Origin of the sequence: Lacipirellula sp. (assembly GCF_965279485.1) — a bacterium.
Classification (GTDB): Bacteria; Planctomycetota; Planctomycetia; order Pirellulales; family Lacipirellulaceae; genus Lacipirellula.
This window is the reverse complement of record NZ_CBDIIC010000002.1, coordinates 1,326,091-1,342,999: the sequence shown is the minus strand read 5'-3', so window position 1 is coordinate 1,342,999 and position 16,909 is coordinate 1,326,091. Positions and strand designations below refer to the sequence as shown.

The 16,909-nt window shown below is 61.8% G+C and carries 16 protein-coding genes and 1 tRNA gene; 12 read left to right on the top strand and 5 right to left on the bottom strand.

Annotated elements, in window-relative coordinates; genetic code table 11:
* Positions 1-47: 47 nt before the first annotated feature.
* Positions 48-121 (bottom strand) — tRNA-Thr (locus ACQY7R_RS13030).
* 591 nt (positions 122-712) lie between these two features.
* Here ACQY7R_RS13030 and ACQY7R_RS13025 point away from each other — a divergent pair.
* From ACQY7R_RS13025 to ACQY7R_RS13000, 6 genes are all read left to right on the top strand, one after another.
* Entirely contained in the window at positions 713-940 is a 228-nt protein-coding gene (locus ACQY7R_RS13025) for a hypothetical protein (RefSeq protein WP_428306030.1), read from the top strand.
* Positions 941-1,205: 265 nt separating this feature from the next.
* Positions 1,206-2,126 carry a bifunctional riboflavin kinase/FAD synthetase gene (locus tag ACQY7R_RS13020; protein ID WP_428306029.1) on the top strand — a complete coding sequence of 307 codons (921 nt, stop codon included), beginning with the start codon at positions 1,206-1,208 and terminating at the stop codon, positions 2,124-2,126.
* 128 nt (positions 2,127-2,254) lie between these two features.
* The gene (locus ACQY7R_RS13015) at positions 2,255-3,253 is read left to right on the top strand and encodes a DHH family phosphoesterase (RefSeq protein WP_428306028.1); all 999 of its coding nucleotides are present in this window, start codon (positions 2,255-2,257) and stop codon (positions 3,251-3,253) included.
* Positions 3,254-3,323: 70 nt separating this feature from the next.
* Positions 3,324-3,935 carry a ubiquinol-cytochrome c reductase iron-sulfur subunit gene (locus ACQY7R_RS13010; protein WP_428306027.1) on the top strand — a complete coding sequence of 204 codons (612 nt, stop codon included), beginning with the start codon at positions 3,324-3,326 and terminating at the stop codon, positions 3,933-3,935.
* Positions 3,932-5,893, top strand: coding sequence for a cytochrome b N-terminal domain-containing protein (locus tag ACQY7R_RS13005; RefSeq protein WP_428306026.1), 1,962 nt, complete (start codon positions 3,932-3,934; stop codon positions 5,891-5,893). The genes ACQY7R_RS13010 and ACQY7R_RS13005 overlap by 4 nt, the downstream gene beginning before the upstream one ends.
* A 288-nt stretch (positions 5,894-6,181) precedes the next feature.
* On the top strand, positions 6,182-6,964 hold the full coding sequence (locus ACQY7R_RS13000; RefSeq protein WP_428306025.1) for a hypothetical protein: 783 nt from the start codon (positions 6,182-6,184) through the stop codon (positions 6,962-6,964).
* Positions 6,965-7,051: 87 nt separating this feature from the next.
* Here the strand turns inward: ACQY7R_RS13000 and ACQY7R_RS12995 are convergent, their stop codons facing one another.
* Complete coding sequence (locus tag ACQY7R_RS12995) at positions 7,052-7,933, bottom strand: hypothetical protein (RefSeq protein WP_428306024.1); 882 nt, start codon at positions 7,931-7,933, stop codon at positions 7,052-7,054.
* 142 nt (positions 7,934-8,075) lie between these two features.
* Between ACQY7R_RS12995 and ACQY7R_RS12990 the strand changes: the two genes are divergently transcribed.
* The 6 genes from ACQY7R_RS12990 to ACQY7R_RS12965 all read left to right on the top strand — a co-directional run bounded on the left by ACQY7R_RS12990 (position 8,076) and on the right by ACQY7R_RS12965 (position 13,796).
* Positions 8,076-9,125 carry an ABC transporter ATP-binding protein gene (locus ACQY7R_RS12990; RefSeq protein ID WP_428306023.1) on the top strand — a complete coding sequence of 350 codons (1,050 nt, stop codon included), beginning with the start codon at positions 8,076-8,078 and terminating at the stop codon, positions 9,123-9,125.
* A gap of 13 nt (positions 9,126-9,138) precedes the next feature.
* Entirely contained in the window at positions 9,139-9,954 is an 816-nt protein-coding gene (locus ACQY7R_RS12985) for an ABC transporter permease (RefSeq protein ID WP_428306022.1), read from the top strand.
* Between the two features lie 94 nt (positions 9,955-10,048).
* A complete protein-coding gene (locus ACQY7R_RS12980; RefSeq protein WP_428306021.1) occupies positions 10,049-10,888 on the top strand; it encodes an ABC transporter permease in 840 nt (279 codons plus the stop codon).
* Positions 10,889-10,980: 92 nt separating this feature from the next.
* Positions 10,981-11,220, top strand: coding sequence for a hypothetical protein (locus ACQY7R_RS12975; RefSeq protein WP_428306020.1), 240 nt, complete (start codon positions 10,981-10,983; stop codon positions 11,218-11,220).
* Positions 11,217-11,633: a type II toxin-antitoxin system VapC family toxin gene (locus tag ACQY7R_RS12970; protein WP_428306019.1), complete on the top strand. Its 417-nt coding sequence runs from the start codon at positions 11,217-11,219 to the stop codon at positions 11,631-11,633. Before ACQY7R_RS12975 ends, ACQY7R_RS12970 begins: the two co-directional genes overlap by 4 nt.
* Positions 11,634-11,708: 75 nt before the next feature.
* The gene (locus ACQY7R_RS12965; protein ID WP_428306018.1) at positions 11,709-13,796 is read left to right on the top strand and encodes a prolyl oligopeptidase family serine peptidase; all 2,088 of its coding nucleotides are present in this window, start codon (positions 11,709-11,711) and stop codon (positions 13,794-13,796) included.
* A gap of 88 nt (positions 13,797-13,884) precedes the next feature.
* Here ACQY7R_RS12965 and ispH read toward each other — a convergent pair whose 3' ends face one another.
* From ispH to ACQY7R_RS12950, 3 genes are all read right to left on the bottom strand, one after another.
* Positions 13,885-14,847 carry a 4-hydroxy-3-methylbut-2-enyl diphosphate reductase gene (gene ispH / locus ACQY7R_RS12960; RefSeq protein WP_428306017.1) on the bottom strand — a complete coding sequence of 321 codons (963 nt, stop codon included), beginning with the start codon at positions 14,845-14,847 and terminating at the stop codon, positions 13,885-13,887.
* Positions 14,848-15,096: 249 nt separating this feature from the next.
* Positions 15,097-15,294: a hypothetical protein gene (locus ACQY7R_RS12955; protein ID WP_152100438.1), complete on the bottom strand. Its 198-nt coding sequence runs from the start codon at positions 15,292-15,294 to the stop codon at positions 15,097-15,099.
* A gap of 223 nt (positions 15,295-15,517) precedes the next feature.
* Positions 15,518-16,411, bottom strand: coding sequence for an EF-hand domain-containing protein (locus ACQY7R_RS12950; RefSeq protein ID WP_428306016.1), 894 nt, complete (start codon positions 16,409-16,411; stop codon positions 15,518-15,520).
* Positions 16,412-16,909 lie beyond the last annotated feature (498 nt).

Here is a 16,909-nt window from a genome sequence, read left to right as displayed (position 1 = left end):
ACCCGATCTACGCACCGGTCAGGCTCGGAAGCCTGACCGACGGGAAGAGCCAGCGGTCGGAGTCGAACCGACAACCCCCGCATTACGAATGCGGTGCTCTGCCAATTGAAGCTACGCTGGCGTGGCGAGAGCCGGAGAGACAGACGATAGTCGCCGTCAGGCCAACCCGGCCAAGCTACGCATTGTGGCGCAGCAAGGGCGGAAACGTCAAGGCGGCGTCTCGTGAGTCTGAAATGTAGGTCGTAGCAACGCCTTGCGGCGATTGCCCGACGGGAGAGAAAGTCGGCTGGCGATGGGCCAGGACTCGTGGATTTTTTCTCGGATTCGGTTCTGACGGCTGGAAGGCAGGGGAGAGCGCCAACATTGATGTCGCGTCGCTCCGTCGGCAGGAATGCGATTTTAGGCGACATCAACGACTTTTCCTAAGTTGTTTGCTGGTAATTGCTTGCGATTTTATGTGGCCGCTAAGTGTCGTTTTTAAGGCGACATGGGCCTGTGCTAGCGTCTTTTAGGCCGTTTGAAGCTTGTTGGCCCACTGGCTAAGGGTTTTGCATCTGAATGTTTAAATGGCAGCCAATTTAGGTGCAGGCGTTAGATTGAAGGTGCCGCTTAACGACGGGGCGATGCCGAGCGAGTGTTTAGCCCCGGAATCGGAGTTAACATGTCCACCTGAGAATCGCGGTGCAGTCGCTGTTCTAGGGGAGGCATTCTGATGGGGGAGCCAACGGTACTTGAGTTAACTAGCGACGAAGCGCTCGTGCTCTTCGAGTTCCTCTCGCGATTCTCTGAGAATGACACGCTCGCGATTGAGGACCAAGCCGAGGAGAGGGTGCTATGGAAGTTACTCGGCCTGTTAGAGGAGCGACTAGCTGAACCATTTGATCCCGAGTGGGCGGCCATCATCTCGGCAGCGCGGAATAGGCTTCGGGGCGAGATTTAGCTCGCGAATTTAGGTGCAATGCCACTGGTTGAGTGGACGTCTGTTCATTGTGGCGGGTTGGGTGGCCGAAAGCAAGTCGCGAAGTGGATGTTTTCTGGGTGGCACGCGGGCTGCGCCACGCGGCTAAATGGCCGGGAGGTTGTAGGGCGTCGCGCTTAGGGCAGTTGCGGGCGGTCGTTGACCGCTCGCGTGGGCAATTCGATAATCGCTAGCTTGCTGCGGCGCTTGCCGCATCCTGCCCACGAATTCCCGCCGATTTTGCCGCGTGCCGATCATTCGACATCTTGAGCAACTGCCCGCCGCCGCTCGCGGGGGGGCGATGGCGATCGGCAATTTCGACGGCGTTCACCTCGGGCACCGGCGGATCGCCGAGCGGCTGCTCGAACGGGCCCGCGAGGTTGGCGGGCCAGCGGTCGTCTTCACCTTCGACCCCCACCCGGTACGGTTGCTGCGGCCGAGCGAATCGCCGCCGCCGCTTACCTGGACTGAGCGCAAAGCCCAACTGCTGAAGGAGATAGGCGTCGACTGGGTCGTCGCCTATCCAACCGATCAACGGCTGTTGCAGCTTACGGCTCAGCAGTTTTTCGACCAGATCGTCGTCGACGCCGTCGGGGCGAGGGCGATGGTCGAGGGGCCGAATTTCTACTTCGGTCACAACCGCGAGGGGACGATCGAACGCCTCGGCCAAATGACCGAACAGGCCGGAATGACGCTCGATATCGTGCGACCGGTCAAACTCGATGGGCAACTCGTTTCGAGTTCGCTGATCCGCCGATTGATTGGCGCGGGCGAGGTCGCCGCGGCGGCCACGATGCTCACGGAGCCGTACCGAATCCGCGGGATGGTGACGCACGGGGCAGGGCGGGGGAGTCACATTGGCTTCCCGACCGCCAACCTCGAAGCGATCGACACGCTGCTGCCGGCGGTGGGCGTTTATGCGGGGCGGGTTCCGCTCGGCGGGAAGTTAGTGGGAGCTGCGATTAACATTGGGCCGAATCCGACGTTTGGCGAGCACGCCCACAAGGTCGAAGTTCATCTGATCGACCGCGAGGAGTCGTTGTATGGCGAGCCGCTGGAGGTCGAGTTTCTAAGTAAACTGAGAGACGTGCGGGCGTTTGGTTCGAAGGACGAATTGATCGCCCAGCTGCGCGAGGACGTGTCGCGGGCGCGCGAGATTGCAGGGTAAAGTTTTTAAACCACGAAGGCACGACGGCCACGAAGGAGCACTAAGCAACGCATTCGCTGCCTCGCCTATCCCTTCGTTACTTTCGTGGTCAATCGCATTTCAAATCCCATCAGCAGTAAGAAACAGATATGAAGATCGATTGGCAGCCGCTGGTGGAGATTATTCAATCGCATGAGCGATTCTTGCTGACAAGCCATCAGCGCGCCGATTGCGATGCGGTGGGTAGCGAGATGGGCCTCGCGCTCATTTTGGAAACGCTCGGCAAGCAGGTGGCGATCGTCAACTCCGACGCCGTGCCTGAGCACATCGCGTTCATGGACCCATACGGTCGCGTCGCGGTGATCGGCGCGTCGGCGCCGCTCGAAGCGATGCGGGCGTTTGAGGTAATGATCGTCGTCGACACCAGCGCTTGGGGGCAGCTTGGCGGCATGGCCGAGGTGCTGCGAAGCTTCAAAGGAGTGAAGGCGGTCATCGATCATCATGCGAGCGAAGACGACCTCGGCGCCATCGTGTTCAAGGACAGCACGGCGGAAGCGACGGGCCGGTTGATTCTGCAATTGGCGAAAGAACTTGGCGTGCCGATTACGCCGGAGATTGCGGCGCCATTGTTCGCGGCGATCGCCACCGACACCGGTTGGTTCAGGTTCCCATCGGTGACGGCCGATACGTTCGCGGCCCTGGCGAAGCTCACCGCAGCTGGCGCGAGCCCCGCGCAGACGTTCTCGCTGCTGTACGAGCAACATAGTTTGTCGCGTCTGCATCTTCGCGGCCGGATTCTCGATCATGTCACGCCGGAGTGCGGCGGGCGGATGATGTGGACGCAGGTCTCGGCCGCAGACTTCCGCGAAACGGGAGCGCAGAAGACCGACACGGAAGATGTGATCAACATGTTGCTCACCGTGAAGGGTGTCGAGATCGCGGTGCTGTTCGTCGAACTCGAGCCGGCGGTGACGAAGGTGAGCTTGCGGAGCCGCAGCGGTTTCGACGTCAATCAATTCGCATCGCAGTTCGGCGGCGGCGGGCACAAGGCCGCGTCAGGCATCAGTTTTCCTGGGACGATGGCCGACGCGCAGCAAGCGGTGCTTTCCGCTCTGAGAACGGCCGTGGAACAAACTCCGCAGAAATAGCGTAAAAAACGGGGCACTCGCGCCGTTACCGAGTATCAAATCCTCGCATCGCCAGACGAGCAATCTCTTTATGTCTGACCATGGCTTCGAAGTTCCGCCGCAACTGGCAAGCAAGCCGACCGCGCCGCCGGCCAACAGTCGCCGATCGTTCTTCGCGATCACCGCGGCCGTCGTTACCGGCAGCATTGCCGTGCTGACGCCGATTGGCGTCGGTATCGCCGCGTTTCTGACGCCGCTGTTTCGCAAGAGCAAGTCGCCCGAGGTGCGGATCGCGCTGCTCGATCAGGTACCCGACGACGGCATGCCGCGTTACTTTCCCGTGGTGGCTGATCGCGAAGATGCGTGGACGCGCTATCCGGCGCAGCGCGTTGGCGCGGTGTACCTCATTCGCAACGCCGGCGAAGAGAAGCCGACGGCGTTCACGGCGAAGTGTCCTCATGCGGGCTGCTTCATCGGCTACACGCCGGGGGCGAAGATCTTTCAATGCCCGTGCCACACGAGCGCGTTCAAGCTCGACGGCTCGCGGGTGAACGGCGACGCCGAGGTGGCGCCGCGCGGGATGGATACGCTTCCGGTGTCGATTCGCCAGGCGCAGACCGGCGACGGCAATTCAATCGCTGAGGTGTGGGTCGAGTTCATCGACTTCCAGACCGGCCACAAGGAAAAGATTCCGACGGCATGATGAAGCTCTTTCGAAGCGTTGGCGACTGGCTCGACGATCGGGCCGGCGTGCGGAAGCTGATCCACGAATCGCTCTACGAGCCGATCCCCGGCGGCGCGCGGTGGCGCTACGTCTGGGGAAGCACGCTCGTGATGGCGTTCATGACGCAGCTGATCACCGGCATCTTCCTGTGGATGGCGTACAGCCCGAGCACGCAAACGGCTTGGGAAAGCGTTTTCTACATCCAGTACGAGATGAACGGCGGCTGGTTGCTGCGCGGCATTCACCACTTCATGGCCCAGGCGATGGTGGTGCTGCTGGCGATTCACTTCCTGCAGGTGGTGTGGGACGGGGCGTACCGCGCGCCGCGCGAGCTGAACTTTATTCTCGGCCTCGTGCTGATGTTGATCGTGCTGGGGCTCGCGCTCACTGGCTACCTGTTGCCGTGGGATCAAAAAGGATATTGGGCGACGAGCGTCGGCACCAACCTCGCCAGCCAGACGCCGGCCGTGGGGCCGGAGGTGAAAAAGCTCGCCATCGGCGGCAGTGAGTATGGGCACCAAACGCTGACGCGGTTCTTCGCACTGCACGCGGGCGTGTTGCCGGGGGCGCTGATGGCGTTCCTGGTGCTGCACATTGCGCTCTTCCGGCGACATGGCTTGCACGCGCGGAAGCCCGATCCGGCGAAGGATGCGATGTTCTGGCCCGACCAGGTGCTGAAGGACAGCATCGCGGCGCTCGCCGTGCTAACGGTGGTGCTACTGCTAACGATTTACTTCGGCGGAGCGGAACTGACCGCGCCGGCCGATCCGGCCAATCCGTACGACGCCGCGCGGCCCGAGTGGTACTTCTTGTTCTTGTTCCAGTTTTTGAAGTGGTTCCCGGGGGAACTCGAAGTCTGGGGGGCGTTCATCATCCCTGGGCTAATCATGACGGTGCTGTTTCTGATGCCGTGGATCGGCCGGACCCGCACCGGACACCTGATCAACATTGCGATGCTCTGCGTGCTCCTCGGCGGCGCTGCGGCGCTGACGGCGCAGGCAATTCACGAAGATTACTTCGCGGCGTGGAATTCGAAGGAAGAGATCCTCAAGGCGGGCGATCCGGTGCAAGAGGCTCGCTACGAAGCGTCGGAGCGGTTCCTCAACGCGAAGGAAGAGGCCCATCGCGAGGCGCAGCGGGTGATCGAGCTGGCCGAGTCGCCAATGCGGATTCCGCCGGCGGGGGCGCTGTCGCTCATGTACGACGATCCGCTGCTGCAAGGGCCGAAGCTGTTCGCGCAAAACTGTGCGAGCTGCCACAATTACGTCGACCCGAGCAAGCCGGCGGAGGAGCAGCCGCATGCGATCGTCAACGCCGAGCCGACGGCGCCGAATCTGTTCGGCGTCGGCAGCGAAGCGTGGGCGCTGGGGATTCTTAATGCCGAGACGATCGCCAGCAAGCACTATTTCGGATACCCAGGTTCGCCGTTCGTCGACGGCGACATGGTGACGTACGTCACGGAAGCGGTTGGCCCCGACGTCGACGACGAACAACGGGCGAAAGCCAAAGAGGCGTTCGCCAAGATTGCCGAGACGCTGGAAGCCGAAGCGGCGCTGCCGACGGCGCCGAAGACGAACCAGGAGCGGCAGAACCGGATTGCCGAGGGCCGCGAATTGATGACCGGCGGACTTGCCGACATGCTCGACAGCGGCATGAGCTGCACAGACTGCCACAAGTTCCACGACGCGGGCGACCTCGGCCCGGCGCCCGATCTCACCGGCTACATGTCGCGGGAGTGGCTGCTGGCGTTCGTGCGGAACCCGTCTAGCGAGCGGTTCTACGGCGACAACAACGACCGGATGCCGGCGTTCGGGCCGCACGACAACCCGCAGCTGAACCAGCTGGACGACAAGTCGCTGGGGCTGATCGTCGACTGGCTCCGCGGCGACTGGGTGCGCGTGAGCGAGCCGGCGGAGAAGTTTGACGAGGCTCCTTAAAGATCTCTCGCAGAGTCGCAGAGACGCAGAGGAATTACAGAGAAAGTCCGTCACTAAGTGAGTGAAGGGGAGGCGATCGAGGGCCTTCTAACGTTTCCCTTCAGCTCCTCTCTTTGCATTTCCTCTGCGCCTTTGCGCCTCTGCGAGAGACTTCTCTCCTCGCCATGCTGTTCGGCGGGAAAGTTCGCGGAATCGTTACAGCTTCACACCCCGCCCACCCGATAGCAGGGGAGGATGCCGCCCATCGTGCGCGGTGCTTGCACTCGTTTCCTCCTCGTGTTGACCGCCATGTGGTGCCGCCATTGCCAGCAAGACGTTGCTGCCGCTCGCGAGGCGAGTGGTCCGGCGGCGTGCTCGCGCTGCCGGCGGGAATTCGTGGCGTTGCCGGGCGGTTCGCCGCCGACGCTCAAGCTGGCCGACGTGGCTGATTGCGGCGTCGCGCTCGAAGAGTTCGATCGGGCGGCGAGCGAGCGGGCCGCGTTGGTGCGGCCCAAGCTGGCCGGGGGCGAGGACGAACTGCGGCGGCTCGAACGGATGTTGCGGCCGACGCTGCGGAGCGATTTTTCGCATGGCTCGCCGCTGCTGCAGGAGCCGACGCCGCTTGATTCGAACTACGGCGAGCAGGCGTTCGCGCTGCCGCCGACGCTTCGTGTTGGTTCGCATCAATCTACGGCGGAAGGCGGCGCATACAACAAGCCAAAGTCGGCGTGGGGCGTGACGCTGTTGCTTACGCTCGGGGCGCTCGCCTTCTTTGCGGGCGTGGGGCTGCTCGCACTGGCGAATCTCTCGGGTGATGCGTTCGCCGCACGTTGGGGCCTGCCGGCGACGCTTGCCGGTGAAGGGTTGCTCACGTGCGGATTGGCGTCGCTGGCCGTACGACTGTGGCGTCGCGGCCGCAAGGTCGACGTGCGACTCGATTCCATCGACGAACGCCTCGGCGACGTGCAGGCGACGCTTGACCGGGCCGTCGGCGGAACGCTGCTATGGGGCGACAACACGCTGCGGATCGACGCCGTCGAACCGAACGCCGGCGGACTGCGGCGTTCTGCTCTGGGTAGCAGCAGCTTCTAGCCCCGGGCTCCGCCCGGGGGTAACGTCGCGTCAGGCAGCGCGTTGCCCTGTGGTGCAAGACCCCCGGGCGGAGCCCGGGGCTAGTAGCTACACCACCGGTTCTTTGTCGACCACGTGCTCGTGGTCGCGGATGTGATCGGGGCAATAGCAGCGCTGGCCGGAGCACTTCGAGCAATAGCGAAACAAAGTCCGCGGCGATTCCGCGCTCGAGAGTCCGCACACGGCGCATGCGTGCTTCGCCGGCGAGACGGCCCGCTTGGCGGCCGACTGAAAGCTCCGGCGGCGGTGCCCCTGTTTCCACTCACGGATGTGATCGCGGCCGAAAAATACGAGGTAGTTCAGCACCGACGCGAGAATCAACATCCGCGCCATCCAATCGCCGCGGATCATGCCGTAGGCGTAGACAATCCACATGAGGAGCGCCAGCCACTTGATCCTCAGCGGCAGCAGCAAATAGAGATTGAGCGTGTAGTCGGGGAAGAGCCGCGCGAACGCCAAAAAAATACTGCCGTAGAGAAACCCGTTCGATGCGGTAATCGACGCGAGCTGCAGCGTCTCGTTGACCTCGTCGCCAAGTTGTTGCTCCAGCACATAGTAAGCGATGAACGCTGCAGCAACGTTCGCGACGTAACCAATCAGCAAAAAGAAGTTGAACTTAAACGCCCCCCACTGAGCCTCGAGAATTGACCCGAAGCGATACAGCAGGATGAAGTAAAACAACGCGAAGAGAGGAACTTGCGTCGGCGGGGTGAACATAAACGTCGCCAGCCGCCAAACTTCGCCCTGCATCACCTTGGCCGGATCGAGTTCGATTCGATCAAGAGAAATGCCGATCGGGAGACCGCCGCTGCTCGCCAGATAGCTCGCGACGAATAGCACCGCCTGCCCCACGATCAGCGTGATCATCACATGCGGGACGGCAAGCCAGCCGAAGCGGCGTTCCAAACGATCGAGGAGAGTCAGCGGCATCGTAGTCAAGCAGGGGAGGGGAGGGCGGCGCCGCGTGACGACGCTGCGACCAACCAGCCATTATGGGCCGTCGCGCACGCATTGACCACCTGCCTCGCGGGCGTTTGCCGCCCTGCACAGTGGCGCCTATAATCACCTCCCTATGAGCGTCATCGAGATCCGCGGACTGCGCAAGTCCTATCGCGTTTATCAAAAGAAGGAGGGGCTGCTCGCCTCCTTTCGCGGGCTGCTTCACCGGGAGTACCGCGAAGTCCACGCGGTGAAAGGGATCGACCTCAACGTCGAGAAGGGCGAATTCGTTGCGTTTCTCGGCCCGAACGGCGCCGGTAAGACGACGACGCTCAAGCTGCTTTCCGGCGTGATTACGCCAACTTCCGGCGAGGCGAAGGTTCTCGGCTACGTGCCGTGGGAACGCGACAACGACTATCGCCGCCGCTTCGCCCTGGTGATGGGGCAGAAGAACCAGCTCTGGTGGGACTTGCCCGCGCAAGAGTCGTTTCAGCTTCACCAAAAGATCTACCGCATCGATCCGGTCGCGTTCAAGCAAACGAAGGACGAACTGGTCGACCTGCTCGACGTAGCGAAACTGCTTGGCCGACCGGTTCGCGAGCTGTCGCTCGGCGAACGGATGAAGATGGAACTCATCGCCGCGCTGCTGCACTCGCCCGAGGTGTTGTTTCTCGACGAGCCGACGATTGGCCTCGACGTCGTCGCGCAGCACAACATTCAGAAGTTCCTGAAGCACTACCAGCAAGTGCGCGGCATCACGATCTTGCTGACCAGCCATTACATGAAAGACATCGCGGCGCTCTGCAAGCGCGTCGTGATCATCGCCGGTGGCGAGATCGTGCACGATGGTTCGCTCGAAGGGGTGATCGATCGCTTCAGCGACTACAAGATTCTGACCGTCGACTTTGCCGACGATCGCATGCCGAGCGACCTCGCGCGCTTCGGCGAGATCCGCGAAATCGCGCCGCCGCGGGCGAAGATCGAAGTTGATCGCAACCAAATTGCCAGCGTGCTCACCAACGTGCTCGCCAATTACTCGATCCTCGACGTCAGCGTCGAAGACCCGCCGCTCGAAGAGGTGATTGCCAGTCTGTTCGCGCTCAGCGAAAAGAAGGACGGCGATTCATCCGACTCCAACATCGCGGCCGCCGCGGCCAACGTCGCCGCCGCCGGCAATCGGTAGGAACCTCGCCCGCATGCTCGCCCGCGCTCATATCTGGTGGACCATCTTCACGATGTGCGTCGCCGAACGGCTCGCCTATCGCGGCGACTTCGTGCTTGGCACGACGATGCGGTTCTTGCCGATCATCACGCAGATTTTTCTGTGGACGGCGGTCTTCGCCTCGTCGGGCAGCGGCACGATGGTCGGGTTCACGCGCGACGACATCGTCGCCTACTATCTGCTGACGATGGTCGCCCGCGCGTTTTCGAGCATGCCGGGGCTGGCGAGCGGCATCGCCGGGCAGATTCGGAACGGCGAGATCAAGAAGTTTCTCATCCAGCCGATCGACCTCATTGGTTTTTCGTTGCTCGCGCGGCTGGGGCACAAGATCGTCTACTACGGCGTCGCCATCGGGCCGTTTGCGCTCGTCTTTTGGCTGTGCCGCAGCTACTTCCCCGGTTGGCCGCCGGGCGAGTACTTGGCGGCGTTCCTGTTGTCGCTGGTGATGTCGTTCTTGCTCGGCTTCTTTCTCGAAGCGTCGCTCGGGCTGGCTGGGTTCTGGACGCTCGAAATTAGTTCGCTGCTGTTCGTCTACATGCTGTTCAACTTCTTCTTCTCGGGACACATGTTCCCGCTGGAGATTTTGCCGGAGCCATGGCGGACGTGGGTTGGCTGGATGCCGCTGAAGTACCTCGCGTACTTCCCGGCCGCGGTGTTCTTGCAGAAGATTCCGGCCGATCAGCTCTGGCAAGAGATGGGCGTGATGGCGCTTTGGACGTTATTCTTCTTCGTCCTCTGCCGCCGCATGATGCACGCCGGGTTCAATCGTTACAGCGGATATGGAGGATGAGAGTGAATGTCGAATGCTGAATGGGGAATGGGGGCAGAGCCTCCGTCACGTTGAATCGCCCCATTCCACACTCCCCATTCCCCATTAATTTCCGATGCACCGCCCCTCGTATCTCGCCGTCTTTTGGATGTTCGCGCGGAACAGTCTCATCCGCGACATGACGTTCCGGACGAACTACATCATCGAGGTGATTTTTGGCGTCTCCTGGGCGCTGATGAACCTCGGTTTCTACACGCTTATTTACCGGCTGATGTACGCCGACGGCGATGGCCACGCGAGCATCGCCGGCTGGTCGCAGTACGAGTTTTTCGTCTTCATCGCGACGACGATTCTCGTGAACAGCCTCGTCGAAGGGCTGTTCATGGCGAACGCCGAGGAACTGAGCGAACTGACGCGCACCGGCGGGCTCGACTTCGCGCTGCTCAAGCCAATCGACACGCAGTTTTTGGTGTCGCTGCAGCGCATTAACTGGTCCGCGATCCCGAAGATTGTCCTCGCGATCGCGTTGCTCGCTTATTCAATTCCGCGAATTGAGGGGCTCACGCTCAGCCCGATTCAGTTCGTGCTTTATCCGCTCTACGTGATCATGGGGACGCTCATCCTCTACAGCGTGATGATCGCGCTTGCTGCCACCAGCATCTGGCTCGGCCGGAACCAGTCGCTCTACGACTTCTGGTTCTACATCACCAACTTTTCGCGCTACCCGATGGAAATCTACGCCGGTCCGTTCGGCAGCCCGCTGCGGTATGCGTTTACTTACTTCATCCCGATTCTGGTGGTGATTAACGTTCCTGCCGCGACGCTGGCGAAGCCGCTGAGCGCCGCCGACTGGCCGCTCGCCGGCTTCGCCCTGTTCGCAACCGTGGCGAGCCTCGCCTTCAGCCGTTGGGTTTTTCAGCGGGCGCTGTTGAGCTACCGCAGCGCGAGCAGTTAGTGCCGGTTTGGGCCTAATTTTGCCATTTGCAACCGGTACGGTACAATTTAGCCGTTGTAGAACACCGCTCCTTTCGTCTCTCAGGATTCCCTATGGTTCAGACATTTGACGCCATCGTCGTCGGGGGAACCCTCCATCCAATTGGCACGCCGCAATTGGCGGAGAACGAGCGGCTGCGAGTCACAGTCGAGCCAGCTACCGCTGCTGAACCGGCGATCGAGAAAACGATCCCGCCGGGAGTCGATCCGCTGGCGGGCCTGGCTTGTGATACAGGAATCAGCGACTTGGCGGAAAACTTCGACGACTACCGCTTCGGCAGACGCCAACCTTGAGTCCGGTTTTTCTCGACACCTCCGGGTTGATCGCCGTCGTCAACGCAGACGATTCCATGCGCGCCGACGCACTGCAGGTTTGGCATCGCCTGATCGCGGCTCGCGTCCCGCTCATTACGACCTCGCTGGTATTGGTTGAACTTGGCGACGGTCTCTCTCGAGTCCGCCTGCGGCATCTAGCCATCGAAACTCGTCGGCGCCTCTTAGAATCCCCGACTTGCGATGTTATACAGGTGACTCTTGAACTTGAGGCGGAAGGTTGGGACTTGTTCGTCAATCGCAACGACAAGTCTTGGGGCGTCACTGATTGCATTAGCATGGTCGTCGCTAAAGAACGTTCAGCTACGAGCGTATTCACATCTGATCGTCACTTTGAACAAGCCGGTTTCGAAGTTCTACTTCGCCAACCGTAAATCTCTTCGCAGCAGAGGTAGGTCATGCATAGAACGACTCTCCGAATCCTGTTCCTTGTTGCGATGAGCTTTAGCATGCCAGCCGCCCACGCCGAGGACGCCAAGTTGAAGTACCCCGACACCCGCCGCGTGGAACAAAGCGACGACTTCCACGGCACGAAGGTTCCCGATCCTTACCGCTGGCTCGAAGACGACGCCCGCACTTCGCAGGAAGTCGCCGAGTGGATCGCCGCCGAGAACGAGGTGACCCGCGCGTATCTCGACGCGATTCCGGAGCTGCCGGTCATCCGCAAGACGCTCGCCGACATGTGGAACTTCGAGCGGTACTCCGCCCCCTGGCAGGAAGCGGGTAACTACTTCTACTTCAAGAACGACGGCCTGCAGAATCAATCGGTCCTCTACGTTGCCGATAGCTACAAGGCCGACGGCCGCGTGCTGCTCGATCCGAACAAGTGGTCGACCGACGGCACGATTGCGATGGGCCAAACGGTCGTCACCGACGACGGCAAGCTGCTCGCCTACACCCGCCAGGAGGCTGGCTCTGACTGGTCGAACATCCACGTCATCGAAGTCGCCACCGGCCGCGAACTTCCCGACGTGCTGAAGTGGGCTCGCCACGGCAACATCGTTTGGAACGCCGCGGGCGACGGGTTTTACTACGCTCGCTATCCGGAACCGGCGAAGGACGAGGTCTACCAGGCCCTCTCGCTGAACCAGTCGATCTACTTCCACAAGCTCGGCGAGCCGCAGTCAGCCGACACGCTGATCTACAAGAACCCCGAGAACCCGACCTGGAGTTTCTGGATCGCTCGCACCGAGGACGACAAGTATCTCGTCCTCTCGATCGCCCGCAGCACCGACCCGCAGAATCAAGTGCTCATCCGCCCCGTCTCCGCCGCGGCCGACGCGCCGTGGACGACGCTTATCGGCGACTTCGACAACGAGTTTGGCTTCGTTGGCAATCTCGGCGACAAGTTTTTCTTCCTCACCGATCTCGACGCTGCGACGAAGCGGATCATCGCGATGGACGTCGCGAAGCCAGGCCGCGAGCATCTCGATGAAATCGTCGGCCCCGTGAAGGCGACGCTCGAAAACGTCAGCCTGCTGGACGGCAAGCTGATCCTCCAATACCTCGAAGACGTCGCCACGCGCGTTGAGCTCTTCACGCCGACGGGCGACCCGCTCGGCGACGTGACGCTTCCCGGCATCGGCACGGCAAGCGGCTTTGGCGGCGACCAGGACGACAAAGAAACGTTCTACACGTTCACCAGCTACACGACGCCGCCGTCGGTTTATCGCTACGATCTCACCGATGGGAAGTCAGAGCTGGTTCGCGCTCCGCAGGTGGCGTTCGATCCCGAGGCCTACGTTTCGAAGCAAGTCTTCGCCACAAGCAAGGATGGCACGAAGGTCCCGATCATCATCGCCCATCGCAAGGGGCTGAAGCTCGACGGCCAGAACCCGACGCTCCTCTACGCCTACGGCGGGTTCAACATCTCGATCACGCCGGCGTTCTCGGTCGAGTACGCGGCGTGGATGGACCTCGGCGGCGTGATCGCAGTCGCCAATCTCCGCGGCGGCGGCGAGTATGGCGAAGAGTGGCACCAGGCGGGCAAGCAACTCAACAAGCAAAACGTCTTCGACGACTTCATTGCCGCGGCCGAGTGGCTGATCAAAGAAAAATACACCTCGTCGCCGAAGCTTGCGGTGATGGGGGGGAGCAACGGCGGCCTGCTCGTCGGCGCCGTCGAAACGCAACGGCCCGACCTGTTCGGCGCCTGCCTCCCGGCGGTCGGCGTGATGGACATGCTTCGCTACGACCAGTTCACCGCCGGCCACTTCTGGCGGGACGAGTACGGCGTCTCCAGCGATCCCGAGCAGTTCAAGGCGCTGTACGCCTATTCGCCGTACCACAACATCAAGCCGGGGACGAAGTACCCCGCGACGTTGATCACCACGGCCGACACCGACGACCGCGTCGTGCCGATGCACAGCTTTAAGTACGCCGCGGCGCTGCAGGCGGCCCAAGCGGGCGACGCGCCGATCCTCATCCGCATCGAAACTCGCGCGGGTCACGGAGCGGGGACGCCGATCACAAAGCGGATCGACCAAGCGGCGGACAAGTGGGCGTTCCTGTGGAAAGCCCTCGGCATGAGTAAGTGAAGCCCATGAAAGCCACCGGCTCTGCCGGTGGACGTATTTCGATTGGCTATCGTTTCCGTAGTTCGTCCACCGGCGGAGCCGGTGGCTTTTAACGCGTTAGCCCCGACACCACATCCCGCGGCGCTGCAATCGACCGCAACTCCCGCGGCAGCGGAAACGACACCGCCTCCTCGCGGAGCGACCGGACTTCCACGGTCGCTTCGAACTTCTCGCGGAGAAAATCGAGCACGCTCTCGACGACAATTTCCGGCGCACTCGCCCCGGCCGTGACGAGCACCGTATTGATCCCCTCGAACCAGTCGAGATGAATGTTCTCGGCGCCGTCGATGAGGTACGCCGGGATGCCGCGTTCCGCCGAGAGTTCCGCGAGCCGTTGGCTGTTCGAGCTGTTTTGGCTCCCCAGCACAAGCGTCAGCTCTGCCTCGGGCGCTAGCTTCGCGACCGCTTCTTGGCGATTTTGCGTCGCGTAACAGATGTCGTCCTTCGGCGGCGAATTGATCTGCGGAAAGCGTTCTCGCAGCTTCGTGATGATTCGATTCGCGTCGTCGACGCTAAGCGTCGTTTGCGTCAGGTAGGCGAGTTTCGCCTCGTCGGAGACTTCCAGCCGGGCGACGTCTTCGGGCGATTCGACTAAGAGGATCGCCTCGGGCGCCTCGCCCATCGTGCCGATCACCTCGTCGTGCCCTTCGTGACCGATGAGCAGAATCGTGTAGCCGTCGCGGGCGTAGCGAATCGCCTCGAGGTGGACTTTGGTCACTAGCGGGCAGGTAGCGTCGATCGCTTTCAGATCGCGGTCGCGGGCGACCTGCCGGATCTCGGGCGACACGCCGTGGGCAGAGAAGAGCAGGGTGGCGCCGTGCGGTACCTCGGTCAGGTGGTCGACGAACGTGACGCCGCGGGCTTTGAAGTGCTCAACGACGTACTTGTTGTGGACGATCTCGTGGTAGACGTAGATCGGCGGCGGCAACGTCTGCAGGGCCAGCTCAAGCGCCTCGATCGCCATGTTGACGCCAGCACAAAAACCACGCGGACTGGCGAGAATAACTTTCATGGCGGCGAGCAGTTGCGAACGGCGGGGCAGGGCAGGGCAGGGGGCGAAAACCGCCCACCGCTTCATGATACCCCCGCCCGATCAAACCCGTCCATTAGCCCCAGGTTCTTCAAACCGGGGGCGAGCGGCCAACCATCACACGGCGTCTCGCCCCATCCCCCGGCATAGAGTGCCGGGGGCTAGTAAACAAAAAAAGCCGCCGGCAATTGCCGGCGGCTTTTAAGTGATTTCAACGCGATAAGCTACCGTTCAGCGCGGCCGGCGCGAGGCCCCGCGGGCTTCGCCCAAAAACAAACGCGGATGTTGCCGGGGAACGACGAACCGGGCTTCCAGGTCCTTCAGCTGCACGCGCATCTCGCGGCTGAACTTCAACAATGCGCCGTCGCTGAATTCGAGCGGCGGCAAGCTCCTGTAGGCCCCTGCGGGGAGTGGTATTTGATCCGACATGATAGTGCCCTTCTCGTTCGAGCTGGCCGGGACTTGTCTGCTAGATGAAGCGTGCAAGTGCTGCCAGCGTTACCGTCTGTACGGTAGACACTCCGCCGGTGTTCGCGGTTCGGAGGGGTTCCAGTCCCTCTAAACGGACGAGCGCCGACGCAGAAAGTTCCGTAGCAAACGAGCCGAAGCGTTGTTCCGAAAAGCGCTTCGCCAGGGGCGGAAAAGAATTGCCCTAAATCGGGCCGTTTTTCTTCGACCGCTCCGACTTCTTTAGCTTACGCAGAGATTTCCCACTTGGCGAGTCTTCGTTCGCTGCGGGACGCCCCGGCGCGTTGCGGGTTTCCGCGTTCGGCGCCATGCGGGCCATGCGGTCGCCGACCTTCGCCAATTCCTTGTCGCGAAGTTGGCGGTCGCCGTCGGCGTCGAACTTCTCGAATTGCCGCTTCAGTAGCGGCGGCGCCTCGCCCAGCGAGATCGCACCATCCTCATTGCGGTCGAACTGTTTCAGCAGCCGCGCGACCGCGAGTTCGCCCGGCTTGGGGTAAGCGTCCATCTGCTCCATCGACGCCATCGTCTCTTCAGGGATCTCGCTCATCTCGGCCGAGACGTCGAGCCCCATCCGCCGGGCGGCGAGGTTCGCCACGGCCGTCAGCCGCGGCGAGCCCTGGGCGATTTCCCGCCGATCGAGCCGGCCATCCTTATTGCCGTCGGCCGCGGTGAGCATTTGCTGGAACGCCCGTTCGCAGTTGGCTGGAATTTCGTCGGCCTTGAGTTGGCCGTCGGCGTTCGCATCCATCCGGGCAAGCAACACGACCAGGGCGTCGGCGCCCGGCAGCCGGCTCCCCTGCTTTTCGACCGTCGGCTTCTCGGCCCGCACCGGCTGGATCGCCGTAGCGAATTCCTCCGCGGTCAGTTGGCCATCGCCATTTTCGTCGCCTGTGCGAAGGAGGCGTTTGAAGAGCAGCTTGTGATCGGCCTCGATTTCGCCCGCCGCGAGTTGGCCGTCGCCGTTGGCGTCGAGCTTGGCGAATAGGCTCACCTGGCCTTTGTCTGCCGCCGAGATCACATGCGGCAACGCCAGCATCCAAGAAATCGCCAGCAGCGTCGAAATTACCATACGCGACATCTATCACCTCCTAGGGCAGGGCGGTAAGTCTATTCTATCAACCCCGCCGCCCCGGCACTGTCTCGCCTTACAGCTAACTGCCGCAGCAAGCCCTCCATCAGTCACTTAAAGCAGTAGGTGAAGGCATGAAAAGCAAATACCTCGCCACGATTTGCATCGCGATCTCACTCTGCTGTCTCCTTGGCTTAATGGGCGGAAGCCTCACGTCATACGCTCCCACCGTTTCTGCCACAACGATGCAGAACCTCTACCTTTCTCGCATCTTTTGGTTGGGTGGCGCCTCTCTATTCTTCCAGGCCTTGGCTCTGGTCGCGGTTTTAAAACCATCGACGCGCCCCTAGGGCGGATCCTGGTATACACCGACCCCTTCAACGCCGCGATCCGCAACGGCCAATTTGCCAACTCGCCAGCAGATCCAACGGCTCGCGCGAACATTGTCCGGCCTAGGCGGGTCGCCTATACTGCGAGGTTTACTCGATCGAGCCAGGATGAAGCTGT

Bases quoted from the DNA above. Each gene is read 5' to 3' on its own strand.
- ACQY7R_RS12975 (WP_428306020.1), top strand. From the start codon at position 10,981: ATGGTTCAGACATTTGACGCCATCGTCGTCGGGGGAACCCTCCATCCA.
- ACQY7R_RS13005 (WP_428306026.1), top strand. From the start codon at position 3,932: ATGATGAAGCTCTTTCGAAGCGTTGGCGACTGGCTCGACGATCGGGCC.
- ACQY7R_RS12950 (WP_428306016.1), bottom strand. From the start codon at position 16,411: ATGTCGCGTATGGTAATTTCGACGCTGCTGGCGATTTCTTGGATGCTG.
- ACQY7R_RS12955 (WP_152100438.1), bottom strand. From the start codon at position 15,294: ATGTCGGATCAAATACCACTCCCCGCAGGGGCCTACAGGAGCTTGCCG.
- ACQY7R_RS13015 (WP_428306028.1), top strand. From the start codon at position 2,255: ATGAAGATCGATTGGCAGCCGCTGGTGGAGATTATTCAATCGCATGAG.
- ACQY7R_RS12980 (WP_428306021.1), top strand. From the start codon at position 10,049: ATGCACCGCCCCTCGTATCTCGCCGTCTTTTGGATGTTCGCGCGGAAC.
- ACQY7R_RS12965 (WP_428306018.1), top strand. From the start codon at position 11,709: ATGCCAGCCGCCCACGCCGAGGACGCCAAGTTGAAGTACCCCGACACC.
- ispH (WP_428306017.1), bottom strand. From the start codon at position 14,847: ATGAAAGTTATTCTCGCCAGTCCGCGTGGTTTTTGTGCTGGCGTCAAC.
- ACQY7R_RS13010 (WP_428306027.1), top strand. From the start codon at position 3,324: ATGTCTGACCATGGCTTCGAAGTTCCGCCGCAACTGGCAAGCAAGCCG.
- ACQY7R_RS12985 (WP_428306022.1), top strand. From the start codon at position 9,139: ATGCTCGCCCGCGCTCATATCTGGTGGACCATCTTCACGATGTGCGTC.
- ACQY7R_RS12995 (WP_428306024.1), bottom strand. From the start codon at position 7,933: ATGCCGCTGACTCTCCTCGATCGTTTGGAACGCCGCTTCGGCTGGCTT.
- ACQY7R_RS13025 (WP_428306030.1), top strand. From the start codon at position 713: ATGGGGGAGCCAACGGTACTTGAGTTAACTAGCGACGAAGCGCTCGTG.
- ACQY7R_RS13000 (WP_428306025.1), top strand. From the start codon at position 6,182: ATGTGGTGCCGCCATTGCCAGCAAGACGTTGCTGCCGCTCGCGAGGCG.
- ACQY7R_RS12990 (WP_428306023.1), top strand. From the start codon at position 8,076: ATGAGCGTCATCGAGATCCGCGGACTGCGCAAGTCCTATCGCGTTTAT.